General features: G+C 63.8%; 15 protein-coding genes. 5 read left to right on the top strand and 10 right to left on the bottom strand.

Annotated elements, in window-relative coordinates:
- Positions 1-112: 112 nt before the first annotated feature.
- The 5 genes from AB0T83_RS10485 to AB0T83_RS10465 form a co-directional block, all read right to left on the bottom strand.
- Positions 113-1,318 carry an SDR family NAD(P)-dependent oxidoreductase gene (locus AB0T83_RS10485; protein ID WP_366192979.1) on the bottom strand — a complete coding sequence of 402 codons (1,206 nt, stop codon included), beginning with the start codon at positions 1,316-1,318 and terminating at the stop codon, positions 113-115.
- Between the two features lie 49 nt (positions 1,319-1,367).
- Complete coding sequence (locus AB0T83_RS10480; RefSeq protein ID WP_366192978.1) at positions 1,368-1,754, bottom strand: hypothetical protein; 387 nt, start codon at positions 1,752-1,754, stop codon at positions 1,368-1,370.
- A gap of 196 nt (positions 1,755-1,950) precedes the next feature.
- Positions 1,951-3,702 (bottom strand): sensor histidine kinase, encoded by a 1,752-nt coding sequence (locus tag AB0T83_RS10475; RefSeq protein ID WP_366192977.1) that lies wholly within the window; start codon positions 3,700-3,702, stop codon positions 1,951-1,953.
- Positions 3,699-4,202, bottom strand: coding sequence for an RNA polymerase sigma factor (locus AB0T83_RS10470; protein WP_435891157.1), 504 nt, complete (start codon positions 4,200-4,202; stop codon positions 3,699-3,701). The genes AB0T83_RS10475 and AB0T83_RS10470 overlap by 4 nt, the downstream gene beginning before the upstream one ends.
- A gap of 47 nt (positions 4,203-4,249) precedes the next feature.
- Positions 4,250-4,429 (bottom strand): NepR family anti-sigma factor, encoded by a 180-nt coding sequence (locus AB0T83_RS10465; RefSeq protein WP_366192976.1) that lies wholly within the window; start codon positions 4,427-4,429, stop codon positions 4,250-4,252.
- A 113-nt stretch (positions 4,430-4,542) separates the two neighbouring features.
- Here AB0T83_RS10465 and AB0T83_RS10460 point away from each other — a divergent pair, with 113 nt between their 5' ends.
- Positions 4,543-5,361: a response regulator gene (locus AB0T83_RS10460; protein WP_366192975.1), complete on the top strand. Its 819-nt coding sequence runs from the start codon at positions 4,543-4,545 to the stop codon at positions 5,359-5,361.
- 89 nt (positions 5,362-5,450) lie between these two features.
- On the opposite strand, the gene AB0T83_RS10455 is transcribed toward AB0T83_RS10460, so the two are convergent.
- Entirely contained in the window at positions 5,451-5,621 is a 171-nt protein-coding gene (locus AB0T83_RS10455) for a DUF1328 domain-containing protein (RefSeq protein ID WP_366193065.1), read from the bottom strand.
- A 195-nt stretch (positions 5,622-5,816) separates the two neighbouring features.
- Here AB0T83_RS10455 and AB0T83_RS10450 point away from each other — a divergent pair, with 195 nt between their 5' ends.
- Together AB0T83_RS10450 and AB0T83_RS10445 are read left to right on the top strand one after the other, a co-directional pair.
- A complete protein-coding gene (locus AB0T83_RS10450; RefSeq protein WP_366192974.1) occupies positions 5,817-6,143 on the top strand; it encodes a glycine zipper domain-containing protein in 327 nt (108 codons plus the stop codon).
- Positions 6,144-6,146: 3 nt separating this feature from the next.
- Positions 6,147-6,500, top strand: coding sequence for a phage holin family protein (locus tag AB0T83_RS10445; protein WP_366192973.1), 354 nt, complete (start codon positions 6,147-6,149; stop codon positions 6,498-6,500).
- Here the strand turns inward: AB0T83_RS10445 and AB0T83_RS10440 are convergent.
- The gene (locus tag AB0T83_RS10440; RefSeq protein WP_366192972.1) at positions 6,497-6,895 is read right to left on the bottom strand and encodes a hypothetical protein; all 399 of its coding nucleotides are present in this window, start codon (positions 6,893-6,895) and stop codon (positions 6,497-6,499) included. The two genes, AB0T83_RS10445 and AB0T83_RS10440, sit on opposite strands and share 4 nt — an antisense overlap.
- Before the next feature lie 328 nt (positions 6,896-7,223).
- Positions 7,224-7,421: a CsbD family protein gene (locus tag AB0T83_RS10435; RefSeq protein ID WP_366192971.1), complete on the bottom strand. Its 198-nt coding sequence runs from the start codon at positions 7,419-7,421 to the stop codon at positions 7,224-7,226.
- Between the two features lie 105 nt (positions 7,422-7,526).
- On the opposite strand from AB0T83_RS10435, the gene AB0T83_RS10430 reads away from it, so the two are divergent.
- Positions 7,527-8,609: an AI-2E family transporter gene (locus AB0T83_RS10430; RefSeq protein ID WP_366192970.1), complete on the top strand. Its 1,083-nt coding sequence runs from the start codon at positions 7,527-7,529 to the stop codon at positions 8,607-8,609.
- A gap of 194 nt (positions 8,610-8,803) precedes the next feature.
- On the opposite strand, the gene putA is transcribed toward AB0T83_RS10430, so the two are convergent.
- Both putA and AB0T83_RS10420 read right to left on the bottom strand, forming a co-directional pair.
- Positions 8,804-12,469 (bottom strand): bifunctional proline dehydrogenase/L-glutamate gamma-semialdehyde dehydrogenase PutA, encoded by a 3,666-nt coding sequence (gene putA / locus AB0T83_RS10425; protein WP_366192969.1) that lies wholly within the window; start codon positions 12,467-12,469, stop codon positions 8,804-8,806.
- Complete coding sequence (locus tag AB0T83_RS10420) at positions 12,466-13,353, bottom strand: carbon-nitrogen hydrolase family protein (protein ID WP_366192968.1); 888 nt, start codon at positions 13,351-13,353, stop codon at positions 12,466-12,468. Before AB0T83_RS10420 ends, putA begins: the two co-directional genes overlap by 4 nt.
- Before the next feature lie 369 nt (positions 13,354-13,722).
- Here AB0T83_RS10420 and dctP point away from each other — a divergent pair, with 369 nt between their 5' ends.
- Positions 13,723-14,727 (top strand): TRAP transporter substrate-binding protein DctP, encoded by a 1,005-nt coding sequence (dctP, locus tag AB0T83_RS10415; RefSeq protein ID WP_366192967.1) that lies wholly within the window; start codon positions 13,723-13,725, stop codon positions 14,725-14,727.
- Positions 14,728-14,740 lie beyond the last annotated feature (13 nt).

Raw genomic sequence — 14,740 nt, 5'->3', positions numbered from 1 at the left:
TGATGGACAGGACATATAAGGGCGCAATCGGTGGCGCCACCGAAACAATCAGCGCAAGGGCCGATCACCGGCGCAGTCGCGTTGTGGGGCGCCAGGACAGGCGCACCCCCCTTTACCGCGCTGGCATCAATGCCGGGGCCTCCTTGCGAAACCTGTCCGGCGTGGTGCCGGTCCAGTCGCGGAACGCCCGGTTGAACGAGCTTGGATCCCGGTAGCCCAGAAGAAAGGAAATCTCGGCCAGCGGCAGATCGCCCGACAGCAGATAGTGCCGCGCCAGGTCCGAGCGCGTGGCATTGACCAGCGCTTTGAACGACGTGCCGTCCTCTTGCAGGCGGCGTTGCAGGGTGCGGGGGGACACGGACAGTTCGGCGGCCACATGGTCCGCCGTGGCGCAGGCCGCCGGGATCGCGCGCAGCAGCACGTCGCGCACCTGACCCGACATGGAGGCGCGCGCGGCCAGGGCATCCTGCTGGCGGCGCAATTCGGGTTCGAACGCCCCCCAGATCGCATCGTTGACGGTCAGGAACGGCAGGCGTGCATCGGCCGGGGCAAAGCGGATCGCGACCTCGGCGCCATGCCGCAGGCGGGTCCGGAAGAACGCCTCATAGGCGGCGGCATTGCGGGGCTGGTGCGGCAGGGTGATCCACAGGGGATCGACCCGCAGCCGGGTGCATTCCTGGGCAATAAAGCACCAGAACATCAGTTCGCACAGCAGCAAGGGCTGCGGCGGGTCCATGTCGGGCGGCCAGGTCCAGCGCAGGGTCAGCCCGGCGGCATCGTCATCCGCCTCGATCCCGACCGGTCCGGTCAGCGCCTTGTAACGCGCCACCCGCCGGGCGGCATGCCGCAGATCGGGGCTGCAGACGGCGGCAAACAGCGGCGGCGAAAACACCTCGACATCCAGCGCGCGGGCCATCAGCAGCGGCAGCTCCTGCGTCTTCACGTTGACGCCGATGGCCGCCATCTCGAAGAACAGCGCTTCGCTCAGCCCTTCCGCCGCGAATTTCGAGCCGTGATCGAGCGTGCCCAGCGGGAAAGTGATGTTGCCGCCCATGGACGAGATGTTGATGATCGTGCCGGTGCCATAGTTGCGGAGATGCGGGATGATCGCCTGTCGGACCAGCATGGCGATGATGGTCTGATTGGTCATGGTCGTGTCTCCTGTCAGGGCCGGCCGGCCATAAAAACCCTTCTTGCGGAAACTGTCGCGGATGGCCTCGCCCATCAGGCAGGTCAGGTTGGTCCAGCTTGGCTCCACGGAATAGCGCGACATGTTTTCGGCCATGTTGTCGAAGGCGGTCTTGTTGGTGTTCAACATGTGGCCCGGCGACATGAAGCCGGCCTCGACGATCGATTTCTGGACGTTTTCAAAGCACAGAAGGTTGCCGAAATCGCCCTGGCCCGAGACGAAATCGCACCCCTCTTCGTTGCCGCCCCAGGTCAGATAGGGGGGACAGGAAGATGAACGGCGGCATGGTGTTGATGGCAATGCCGCCATAGTTCATGTCGGTCACCGCCTGATCCAGCAATGCCTTGTGTGCTTTCTTCGTGTCCTCGTCGATCAGGATGGCGCAGCCCAGTGTGCCGATGATCTGCGTGTTGCAGACCTCGACCGCGGCGGGCAGGAAGGCGGTCGCGGTGGCCAGTGCTTGCTGGTCACGATGGTCTGTACGCGCCCGCAGACGGCGCCGCCGTTCAGCTTCGACATGGTGGCAATCTGCACCGCCTGATGATCCAGTTCCTTCTGCGTCCACGGACGGTCGCCGGGCACCACGATGCAGGGGGTGTTGCCGCCGCATTCCGAGATCAGCGGCGTGTCCGTCGCGGCAAGGTCGTCGCGTCTCTGACACCAACATGGTTCATGGAACGTGCGAAATCATTGACAGAATGCGCCAACCGATTGGCATTATCGGCCAAGGGCACCGAAGGATTGGCGGGTGCTGGGCGAGGTCAGGCCAGCGGGGCGTCCTCGTCGTCTTGTGCCCAGGACAGCGGAAAGACCACGTGCATTTCATAACGATCGGGATGTTCGACAACCTCGCGCGTCCCGTTCAACTGCGCCACGAACGACTGGATCAGCCGCGCGCCCAGCCCCGAGCCCCTGGGCATGTCCGCCGGCGTATTACCTGTGTCCGGCGCGCGGGAATTGACCACGCTCAGGCTGACGCGGTCGCCGTCCAGCCTGCGCAGCGCGATGTCGATCCAGGCTGGCGCGTCGCCGGTGGCCCCGCAGTATTTCACCGCATTTATCGCCGCCTCGGTCGCCAAAAGCGACAAGGGCACCGATTGGTCGGGGCTGATCTCGACCGGATCAAGCGCGGTCGAGACCCTGATCTGGTGCCCCGAGTCCTCGAGCGTGCCCACGACAACCAGTTGCTGGATGATCTCTTCCAGCAGCTCGTCGGCCCGCAGCGACGACAGCTTTCGGGCGAGGTAGAGGTAACGGTGAATGGCCGACAGCGCCATCACCCGGTCCTGCACCCGCCGTAACAGACGCTTGGCCTCGGGGCTGTCCGTCGCCCTGATCTGCATGTTCAACATGCTCGAAATCAGTTGCAGGTTGTTCTTTACCCGGTGGTGCACCTCGCGCAGAAGCAGGGTCTTTTCCTCGAGGTCCGCTTCCAGCAGACGTTCCTGCTCGGACAGGCGTCGGGTCATGGCGCGGAAGGCCTCGGCGACGACTTCCAGTTCCTCGGGGGCATTGTCGAGCCGCGCATTGTCCAGCCCTGCCTGCCCGCTGGAATAGAGCCGCATCCACGACTGCAGCCGCCGCACATGGCGGATCACCAGCCGCTGCACGCCGACATAGGCCACGGTGATCGCCACCACCCACATCACGATGGGGAAATACAGCGCCATCAGCCGCTTGTAGGAGGCCAGCGTCAGGCCGAATTCACGCGGCTCCCAGCTTCCAAGCGCAATCACGCGGCCCTCGACAATGGGTGCAATGGCAAAGTCGCGGGTCAGCCCCTGGCGGTTCTTGTCGCGAAAGGTCTGGCGGCCTTCGCGGGCGAGATCTTCCAGGGTGCGCCCCTGCGGCAGCACCGAGCGTCGGTCATCGGCGTATTCCTCGGTGGCGATAATCTCTCCCTCGGACTGGAACAACACCAGATCGACCTCCGGTGCCGCGCGGGCAAGGGCGTCGTTCAGGGCTTCGGCGGGCACGGCGACCCACACGGTGCCTAGGAAATTGCCGTTGCGCAGAACAGGCACGGTGATGTTGACCGTGGCCACCCCGCTTAGAAGGGCCAGCGGTTTCATCTCTATGTCCTCGACGGCCGATTTCGCCGCCGGCAGCGCCGTCAGAGGATCCTCGTCACCGTTCAGGTCTTTCGAACTGCACACAAGACCCCGCGCCCTGTCACGATAACCGGCAAAAAGGATCCAGCGAGATTGCTCGGCGATCTGGTCCATCGCGGCGGTACAGGCATCATCGGTGAATTCCGAGGCTGACACTAGAATGGCCAGTGTTTCGGCCGCGCCAACAGCAGTGCGGATCACCTCGCGGCTGTCGGACACGGCGCGCTGGGTTTCTTCCAGCAGGGCGGCGGTGGACAGCGACTGGCGTTCCTTCAGCACCGTGTAGGTCTGGTAGACCGAGATCAGGCCCAGCGGCAGGATCGCGATGCTCAGCACCAGGGCCAGTTGCACCGCCAGCCGGGGTTGCAGGCTCCGTCGTCGCGCCGGTTCACGGCCGCTCATGCAGCGGTCGAGCCTTTCACGACCGCCAGTGTTGCCGCATCCGTCATTTCAAGCGCGTCATCCGCGTCCAGATGCATCAGTTCGGCCAGCCGCTTGCGGGCCCGGTTGGTGCGGCTCTTGATGGTGCCCACGGCACAGCCGCACATCTCGGCGGCATCCTCATAGGAAAAGCCCTCGGCCCCGACCAGGATCAGGACCTCGCGCTGCTCGTCATTGAGCTGATCGAAGGCGGTCTTGAAATCCGCCATCACCAGACGGCCATCATGGGCGGGCTTTTCCGACAGTTGTCCGGCCAGCGCGCCATCAGGATCCTCGATCTCGCGGCGGCGTTTGCGGTACTGGGAATAGAAGGTGTTGCGCAGGATTGTGAACAGCCAGGCGCGCATGTTGGTGCCCACCTGGAACTTGTCAATGTTGCCCCAGGCCTTGACCACCGCATCCTGCACCAGATCGTCGGCGGCGGCGGAATTGCGGGTCAGGCTTCGGGCAAACGCCCGCATCGCGGGTAGGTGTTCGACCAGCTCGTCCTTGGGATCCACGATGTTTGTCACTTGGCGTCCTCGCCGGATTGTTCGGCGGTGTCGCGCCCGGCTTCCGCCTCGCGCAGCTGCTGCAACAGCTGGGCAAACCGATCCGGCAAGGGCTCGTTCACCGCGTCCGAATAGACCCGGCGAAGGTTGTCGTCGATCTGCTTGTCCAGTCTGTCGGTTCTGCGGATTTTTGCCATTACACCAAATTTTCTGCCATGATCTTTCGAGCGCTTTTTTGCATCCCGATGGGAACGTAACACGCGCACAGGAGTTTGGTTCCCGCAGACCGGAAATTTTTTCGAGGACACTCATGACCGAAACCAAAAGCCAGCCCGACATTGCGCAACAGGTTGCCGCGGCATTGCCCTTCCTTCGCCGCTATGCGCGTGCGCTGACCGGTACCCAGCAGTCGGGCGATCAGTATGCCGCCGCCACGCTTGAGACCATGCTCAGCGATGACGCGGTCTTCAATCGGCAATTGCCTCCGAAGGTGGCGCTGTTCCGGGCGTTTCACCAGATCTGGATATCGTCGGGGTCGCCGATCGCGGAAACCGGCGACATGTCCGCCCCCGAGGTGCAGGCCCAGAAACGACTGGCCGCGCTGACGCCGAACACCCGCGAGACACTTCTGCTGCACAGCATCGAAGGCTTCGGGGTCCGCGACATTGCCAGCATCATCGGCGCGACCGAGGAAGAGGCCGGCCAGCTTCTGGCCATTGCCCGCCGGGAAATGTCGGACGCCATCCAGGGCCGGATTCTGGTCATCGAGGATGAGGCGATCATCGCCATGGACATCATGGCCATCGTCGAAGGCGCAGGCCACGGCGTGACCGGCAATGCCCGCACCCGTGACGAGGCCGTCGAACTGGCGCGCCGCGATCCGCCCGATCTGATCCTTGCCGACATTCAACTGGCCGACAAATCCTCGGGCATTGATGCGGTCAATCATATCCTGAAGGAACTGGGCGAGGTGCCGGTGGTCTTCATCACAGCCTTCCCCGAACGGCTGCTGACCGGCGACCGCCCCGAGCCCGCCTTCCTGATCACCAAACCCTTTTCCGAGGAACAGGTGCAATCGGCGGTCAGCCAGGCCATGTTCTTTGCCAGCACCGACACGCTGAAGGCCTGACACGCGAAAGCCCCCGCCCTTTCGGTGCGGGGGCTTGTCACTTACCCGGATCAACGCGTTACGATACGAAATTCATGCCGCCCCGGCGATCAGGGTGCGCGGCCGCGCACGGCGCGGGCCACCATGGCGACCACGAACAGCACCAGGAAGATCACGAACAGGATCTGCGCGATCCCGGCAGAAGCCGAGGCGATCCCGCCGAAGCCGAAAACACCGGCAATCAGGGCGACAACAAGAAAAACAAGAGCCCAGTAAAGCATAACTACCTCCATCATGGTTTGTCGGTTGCGACTGGGGAAGAAACCCGCAAGCGGCCCGGATTGTTCCAAAGTTTTTTCGCGGGCGGCGATACGCTGCCCGGAATCACATGGACAGGGCAGAAGAAAATCGGGAACCTGCAGGCTGCGAAGCCGTTGATAATTGGAACAGACATCTTTCCAGAAGGAGACTTTCCCATGGCACAGACGAAACCCACCACCACGCCCAGTCAGGACATTGCCGAACTGTCAAAACAGATCGACGCGCTGAAAGAGGATATCTCCGGCCTGTCGAGCGCCTTTGCCTCGCTGGCCAGTTCGTCGCGCGACGCGGCCATCACGGGCGCCCGCGAGAAGGCCGCCCAGGCCCGTGCTGCGGGCGAGGATCAGGTGGATGCAATGCTGCGCAATGCCGAGGAACTGGGGCAGCGGACCAGCACGGCGATCCGCGAACAGCCAGCCATGGCGGTCGGTCTGGCCGTGGGCGCAGGCTTCCTTCTGGGTCTGCTGCTCGGGCGGAGGTGATCGATGGCCGGAGTGGTTTCAGGCCTTGAAGCCCGCCTGCGCCGGACCGTGCGCAGTGCGGCCTTCGGGGTGGCCGGGGTCGTGTTCGGCGCGGTCGGACTTGGCCTGCTGAGCGCGGCGGTCTGGATCCTGATCGCATCGCATCACGGCGCGCTTGTGGCCTGCGTGGTTCTGGGACTGTTGTTCCTGGCCCTCGGGGCCGGGTTCCTGGCCGCTGGTGCGTGGTCGCCCCCCGCGCCGTCTCACAAGACACCGCCTCCCCCGCCTGCCGCGCCGGGCGATCCCTTCATTCGTATCGCGGAAGGTTTCGCAACCGGCATGCAAGCCGGACGCGCCGCCCGAAAGGGACGCCGCTAGGCTGTCGCCTTGGGCGGCTCTGCCAGGATATCGCGGATCATCCAATCGGTGAACGGACGGGCCAACATGCGCCATCCCTGTGCCTCGGCAAGAGCCGCATCGTCTTCCCCAACGGTCAGGACGATGCGAGCCCCCCGGTCGCGCAGCGGCTGCAGAACCGGGCTGTCCATCAGGTCGCACAGACGCATTTCCAGAAAGGCCGCCGAGATGTGAGCGCCGTCCTGAAGATACGCAAGCAACGCTTGGGGATTGGCCAGATGGATGGCGCGGCAGGGTCCGAGTTGACGCAGCGTGCCAAGCATATCCTCGGCAACCAGCAGATCACGCTCCAGCACCAGAAAGACCGGACCCGTCGCCGGATCCCCGTTTCTTGCCGGCCTCAGGGTATTGTCCATCTCGGGTCTCCCATCGTGTGGTGTCCCTTGGTGGCCCAATATTCGAAGCCGCGCATCAAATTACGACATGGCCGGGAAGGAAAAGCGCATAGGACTGCGCGACAAGGCGCTCGACAGCGGCGCGCACCAGGGCATCAGCGCTTTTCGGGTGATTTCATCAGCCGGCAGACCCGAGTCTCGGAAGAGATGCAGCAGTCGGCTAATCCGACAACGCGGCGCCGAAGAGGATCGCGCGCCATGGATTGCACATGAAACGGCCGGCATCCCGTCGGATGCCGGCCTGATCTTGGGGTGGGCTGGTCCCGGAGAGCGGCCGCCGGGTCGGAAATCAGATCGACTTCAGCCAACCGTCGATGGCCTTCTCGGCCTCTTCGCGCGTATGGCCGTAATTCTCCTGAATCAGCCCCAGCAACTTTTCGCGGTTGCCCTTGGCCTCCTCAAGCTCCTGGTCGCTCAGCTTGCCCCATTTCTCGCGGGCGCTGCCCTTGAACTGCATCCATTTGCCTTCGATTTCGTCCCAGTTCATGGCGGTCTCCTTTTCCGTTTGGTTACCGGGAGAGAACGCCCTACGTCGCCCATTGTTCCGCGAAAAACCTGTGGAACTTTCCCGTCGCCACCGCGTTGAGGGCAGATGCAAAGCTTCATTTCCACGCGCGATCCCGTGCAGCGGGTCGCCACCATCGCCATTGCGGTCATCCTAGTTTTCGCCACCCTGAAACTGGGGGCCCAGATCTTTGCCCCAATGGCCATGGGCGTGGTCGCCGGGGTCATCCTGGCCCCCATTACGCAAGCGCTGGAGCGCGTGGGCCTGCCCGTGGGTCTGTCCGCCGTCCTGGTGCTTCTGCTGGGTGTCTCGGGCCTGTTCGCACTGGCGTTTCTGCTGGAGCCGATGGTCTGGCGTCTGATCGAGGAACTGCCCCGCATCAAATGGGAACTGCGCACGACCCTTCAGGACATGCGCGACCTGATCCGGGGGATCGACGCCGTGAACCGCGAGGTCGGGGCCGCCCTTGGCGCCGAGCCCGGCGCACCCGAGCAATCCTCCGCGCCCGAGATGCCAGGCGTGACCGACGCGCTGCTGCTGGCCCCTTTCGTACTGGCGCAACTGCTGATCTTCTGCGGCACGCTGTTCTTCTTTCTGCTGACCCGCAAAAGCATCTACCGGGGTCTGGCCCGGCTGATCGGCACTTCGGCGGATACGATTGTCCTGCTGCGCCGCTTCGATGCGGCGGAACGTCTGGTCGCGCGGTATTTCTTCACCATTACGCTCATCAACGTGGGGCTGGGCGTGTTTCTGGGCAGCGTGCTGTCGCTGATCGGCGTGCCCGGCCCCTTCATCTGGGGCGCGGCCGCGGCCTTGCTGAACTTCGTCGTCTACGTCGGCCCGATGGTGCTGACCCTCGGGTTGCTGCTGGCCGGGCTCGTGGCCTTCAACGGGGTGATGGTTCTGGGGCCAATGGCCGCCTACCTTCTGCTCAACCTGCTGGAATCGCAGTTCGTGACGCCCGCGCTGCTGGGCAGGCACATGGCGGTCAACCCGCTGCTGATCTTCGTGTCGCTTGTTGTCTGGCTGTGGATCTGGGGGCCGATCGGCGGCATCGTCGCGATCCCGATTCTGGTGATCACGATCGTTATGCTGGACCTGTTCGAGCCGGAAAGCGACACGGCGGCAGAGAAAGCGGAGGCACCCGAGCCGCAAGGAACCGTGTCCTGAGACCGGGATATTCCGCTGCGCCGAACCCGACCCCATCCAATCCGGTCAACCGGTGCCGACAGCCGCTGACACCCTGCCAGGTTCGTCCAACGAAAGAGGGGCGTCACACGCCCCTGCCCTGTTCCATCTCCGCCCGAGACGGCTGATCGGGTCGTGCCGAGAACAATTCCGTTTCGGCACGACCAGACGACAGCCTACGAAGATGAGGCCAACAGGCTCGCATTCCCGCCTGCGGCGGTGGTGTCGATACAAAGGTGCCGTTCCAGCACATAGCGCTCTGGCGCCAGAAGTTCGGTCACCAACGGGATGATCGGGCCGGTGCGTTCGGACAGAGCGATGCGCAGAGCGCGGGTCCAGTCGGACTGACCGCAGGCCGAGACCACGGCGAACCCGTCGAGGGAGGTCAGCAACTCCGGCGATACGGTGCCATCCAGCGCCGTAACGGGTGCGCCCGCCCCGATCAGGTCGCGGGCGGCATCGGCCGCGCCGGGGCTGGCGATGACAACACCGCAGCCGGCGCCCAGAGCCTGAACCGCCTGTGCCAGCGCGACCTCGGGCGTCGGACCAAGGCACAGCACGTTGCCACGCGGGAAGGTGCGCAGCCGGTTGCTCTCGCCGGTCGGCCCGGGCAGCGATTGCGGCGACATGTCCATCGCGGCGGTCTCGGTCAGCGCCTTGCGGACCAGCCCCGACTTGCCGCTGAAGGCGGTGCGCAGCACATGCACCCGGTCGATCCGCGCTGCCCAGTTGCGAGCGTCGATCGTGCCAAGCGCCTTTTCCAGTTCTGCCTTGTCCAGTGTCTTGCCTGTTGGGGCCGCGTGGCTCTCGACCCTGCCGACCCTGCGGAAGCGGGTGAGGTAAAGCGGCCCGCCGGCCTTGGGACCGGTGCCCGACAGCCCCTCCCCGCCGAACGGCTGAGAGCCGACGATGGCGCCGATCTGGTTGCGGTTGACGTAGCAGTTGCCGACCTGAATGCGCTCGATGATCTGCTCGACCCGGTCGTCGATGCGGGTGTGCAGACCGAAGGTCAGCCCATACTGCCGGTCGTTGATGGCGTCGACGACCTTGTCGATGTCGCGCGCCTTGAAGGTGGCCACATGCAGCACGGGGCCGAAGATCTCGCGCTCCATGTCGGCAATGCCGCCGACCTTGACGATGGCCGGGGTGACATAGGTGCCGCCCTCGGGCGCGGGCAGTGTCTTGACCAGCGTGCCGGCCCGCCGGTGCTTTTCAATATAGCCCATGATGTCAGTCTGGGCATCGGCGTCGATCACCGGCGATACATCCACATCAGGGCGCCAGGGATCGCCGATCACCAGCGCATCGAGCGCACCAGAAAGCATATGCATCAGCTTGTCATGCACATCTTCCTGGACATAGAGCACCCGCAGCGCCGAGCAGCGCTGACCGGCGGACTGGAAGGACGAGATCAGGATATCGCGCACCGCCTGTTCCGGCAGCGCGGTGCTGTCCACGATCATCGCGTTCAGGCCACCAGTTTCGGCGATCAGCACCGCGTCGGGGCCCGCGTTCTTGGCCAGCGCCTTGTGAATGATCTGCGCCACTTCGGTCGAGCCGGTGAAGCACACCCCGGCAATGCGCGGATCGCTGGTCAGCGGGCCGCCCACCGTGGGGCCATCGCCGGGCAGCAGTTGCAACGCCGCTTCGGGCAGGCCGGCCGCGCGCATCATTTGGACCGCGCGGGCGGCAATGAGGGGCGTCTGTTCGGCAGGTTTGGCAAGTACCACATTGCCGACGGCCAGCGCCGCCGCGATCTGGCCGGTGAAGATTGCCAGCGGGAAATTCCACGGGCTGATGCAGACAAATACACCGCGCGGCCCGCCGGGGTCCTCGTCTTCCAGCCGCTCCGCCTCATTGGCGTAATAGCGCAGGAAATCAACTGCTTCGCGCACTTCGGCAATGCCGTCCAGCACGGTCTTTCCGGCCTCGCGCGTGGTGATCGAGGTCAGTTCGGCGATGTTGTCTTCGTAAAGATCGGCCAGCCTGCGCAGCACATCGGCGCGCTCGGCCACGGGGCGGGCGGACCAGTCCTTGAAGCCGGCCTGCGCGGCCTCGACGGCGGCGGCAACATCCTCGGCGGTGGCCTCCTGCACGGTACCCACCTTGCGCGTCTTGTCGGCGGGCGAGATCACGTCGCGCGTGGGGCCGGACGAAACCGCGCCCCCGGCGATCATTGGTGCTGCCTGCCAGGTGGCATCGGCAAAGCCTTCGCGCGCGGCCAGCAGCGGCAGGACCGAGGCCGGTTCGTTGACGCGGTACCCTTTGGAATTCGCCCGGTCGGGCGCAAACAGGTCCACCGGCAGGCGGATCGTCGGGCTGGCAATCTGGTCGCCCAGTTTCTCCATCGCGCTTACCGGATCAGCCGAGATCGTCTCGGCCGGGATGTCGGGATCGACGATCTGGTTCACAAAGGACGAATTCGCGCCGTTTTCAAGCAGACGCCGCACCAGATAGGCCAGCAGGTCCTGATGCGCGCCGACAGGCGCATAGATGCGGCAGCGGGTGCCTTCAGATTTCTTGACGATTTCATGCAGCGACTCGCCCATGCCATGCAGCCGCTGGAATTCGAAACTGTCCTTGTCCTTGCCCGCCATGGCCACGACGGCGGCGCAGGTATGGGCGTTGTGGGTGGCGAACTGCGGATAGATGCGATCGCGCCGGTCCAGCAACATCTGGGCGCAGGCCATGTAACTGACGTCGGTGTTGTTCTTGCGGGTGTACACCGGGAAGCGCGCGACCCCCAGTTCCTGTGCCAGCTTGATCTCGGTGTCCCAGTAGGCCCCCTTGACCAGCCGCACCATGATCTTGCGATCATAGCGTTCGGCCATGTCGTAGAGCGTTTCGATCACCGGCGCGGCGCGGCGGCCATAGGCCTGGACCACGACGCCGAAACCGTCCCACCCCGCCAGCGCGGGGTCCGACAGCATCGCCTCGATCAGATCAAGTGACAGGTCCAGCCGGTCCTGTTCCTCGGCATCGATGTTGAAACCGATGCCCGCCGCCGCCGCCTGTTTCGCCAGGTCCAGCGCGCGCGGCAGCAGTTCCGCCATCACCGTTTCCTTGTGGGTGTACTCATACCGGGCATGCAACGCCGAAAGCTTGACCGAAATCCCGGGGCTGGAGCGCACGTCGCCCTTGGCCTGCTTGGCGATGGCGCTGATCGCCTTGGCATAGGCCGCGTGATAGCGCCGGGCGTCATCGTCGGTGCGGGCGGCTTCGCCCAGCATGTCGTAGGAATAGGTATAGCCCTTCTTTTCCAGCTCGCGGGCGTTCTTCATGCCCTCCTCGATGCTCTGGCCCAGCACGAACTGCCGCCCGAGGATCTTCATCGACTGGCCGACCGCATTGCGCACCACCGGCTCGCCCAGCCGCTTGACCAGCCCGCGAATGGCGCGCGCGGGGCCCTTGGAATCGTCGTCCAGCACCTTGCCGGTCAGCATCAGCGCCCAGGTCGAGGCATTGACCAGTGACGATGAGGAATGGCCCAGATGCGCGCCCCAGTTCGACGGCGCAACCTTGTCTTCGATCAGGTCGTCGATGGTCTCGGCATCGGGCACCCGAAGCAGCGCTTCGGCCAGACACATCAGCCCAACGCCTTCCGCCGTGGACAGGCCGTATTCCGCAAGAAAAGCCTCCATCATCGACGGCGAGGTTTCCTGGCGCACCCGTGTCACGTATTTCGCGCCGGCGGCGGCGGCCTTGTCGCGTTCGGCTTTCGACAGCTTGATCCGGCCGGCCAGCGACTTGATCAATTCGGCTTCGTCCGCGAAGTAATTCTCCCTCACCCGTGCGCGCATGGGATTTTCGGCAGCGTTGAGTGCTGGGGCGGTATCGGTCATGGCGCTGTTTCTCCTGGATGGTCCTGGGTCTTGCGGGGCGGGATGATGGATTGGCAGGGCAGATCGTAGCTTTGCCGTCGGTCTTTCAGAAAGGTGTAGGTGCTGCGGGCGTCGCGCATCTGTTGCTTGTCGATGGTAATGCGGCGCAGGTCTTCTTCATGGGCGGCGAAGGCTTGCGGTCCGCGCGTCTGGTCCATCCACGGATAGCAGAACAGCGAATTGCCATAGTCCTGCCCGGCCCGGTTGAGCGACAGGAAGAACACCTGGTTTTCGATGGCCCGCGTGGTGGCAAACGCGTGCCACGTGGGAAACGAGGGATCGCGAAAATACGCGCCGCAATGCAGGATCAGGTCGACCCCGTGGTCAAGGACAAGGCTGCGTGAAAATTCTGGAAAGCGGATGTCGTAGCAGATGATCGGCGCGCAGGTGAAGCCCTTGACGGTGAAGACCAGCACCCCGTTTCCGGCGGAAAAATAGTCCTTTTCCATGGACGCGCCGTATTGGCACAGGTGCAGCTTGTCGTAGAACCCGACCAATGTGCCTTCGGGCGAGACCACGGCGACCGTGATATGGACGCCGGTGGCGCCGCGCCGCGCGAAACTGTAGCAGACGTGCACCCCGAATTCAGCCGCCAGCGCGGCCCATGTCCGGAACGAAGCGCCGTCGAGCGGCTCTGCAATCTCGTCCAGGCGGTCAAAAGCCGCGCGGGAATAGTCGATGCTGGACAGCTCGGGCAAAACCACCAGATCGGCATGCTGCGCCGAGAGCCGCGTGCGCAGTTTCGCATGGCTCTGTGCCAGATGCCGGTCGCGGGCCGCCGCACTTGTCGTCGGCGGAATATCGATCTGGCAGGCCAGCAGGGTCAGGATCTCTGGTGATGTCATGCAACGAGGACCCTCTCATCGGAGAATTCGGCGCAATTTCGCAAGCGGTGAAGGGGAAAGACGCGCGTCCGTCCGGGCGAGAGACACAAGATGACAGCAGATCGCGTTGATGGACCGGTTTGTTCGGGGACCAAGCCCGAGGTAAATGGCCTGCGCGTGTCCGACGGCCCCGCCGCGGCAGCTCCATTCGATTGGGTAACAAAATGAAAGACCCACCCCATCCGAGAGCAATATCCCTAACTATCCCGAGCAGGCAAGCGAAACAATTTGCGACGAGATTTGAATCTGCCTAGGGTGCGAGGACAACGACTGTGCCATCGCGTCTGCATGCGATGTCAGAGCAATCAAAATCCAAGGGGGAGATTGTCGATGCGTTTTGCCAAATTTACCAAGATCTTGGCGGTTGGTACCGTCGGTGCGGTCATGTCGACCGCTGCGGTCGCGGAGGATGTTAAATTCCGGTTTGCGGGCACGTTCCCGATCGATCACCAAGGCACCAAGATGATGGAGCAGGTCGCCGCCGACGTTGCGGCTGCCAATGTGGGCCTGACCATCGAAGTTTTCCCGGCCAACCAGCTTGGCTCGGGCGAGGCGCTCTTCGAAGACGTGGCGCGCGGCAATATCGATATGGTATCGGCTTTCATCTACGCCGACACCGATCCGCGCTTCGATTACCTGTCGATGCCGTTCCTGGTCAGTGGCTGGGACGAGATGAACAGTGTCATGCGCAACATGGACTCAGAATACAACAAGGTCCTGCAAGAAATCACCGACGAATACGGTGTGCACATCTTCGCGCAGAACCCCGAAGGCTTTGTCGGCATCGTCGCCACGCGCGAACCGAACAACTACAACACCTTTGACGACAAGGGCATGAACATTCGCGTCTGGTCGTCGCCCATCGTGAAAGGCATGGTGGAATTGCTCGGCTACAGGGCAACCACAATGGCTTGGGGCGACATCTTCCCGGCGATCCAGTCGGGCATCGTCGATGGCGCGATCTGCTGCACCAAGACCGCGACCTATTCGATCTTCGCCAAGTCCGACGTGGGCACGCATTTCGTCGAGGTCAACGCGATCCAGGAGATGACCACCTACTACGCCTCGCAGCGCTCGCTCGACAAGCTGAACGACGAACAGCGCGCGGCGCTTGAAGCGGCGCTGACCAAGGCGTCGGACGACTTCTTTGCCTACAACCGCGAGAACGATGCGGTGTTCGAACAGAAGCTTGTCGACTCCGGCTACACCATCCTGAAGTACAGCCCGGAAGAACACGCCGCGATGGCCGCGAAGGTGCGCGAGGAAATCTGGCCGATGATGGCGCAAAACGTCGGTCAGGACATCATCGACCGCATGATGCCAGCCGGGAACTGATCCCCGAACCCTC

It is taken from the genome of Meridianimarinicoccus marinus (assembly GCF_040689105.1).
GTDB classification, from domain to species: domain Bacteria; phylum Pseudomonadota; class Alphaproteobacteria; order Rhodobacterales; family Rhodobacteraceae; genus Meridianimarinicoccus; species Meridianimarinicoccus marinus.
This window is presented reverse-complemented; position numbering and strand designations above follow the sequence as displayed.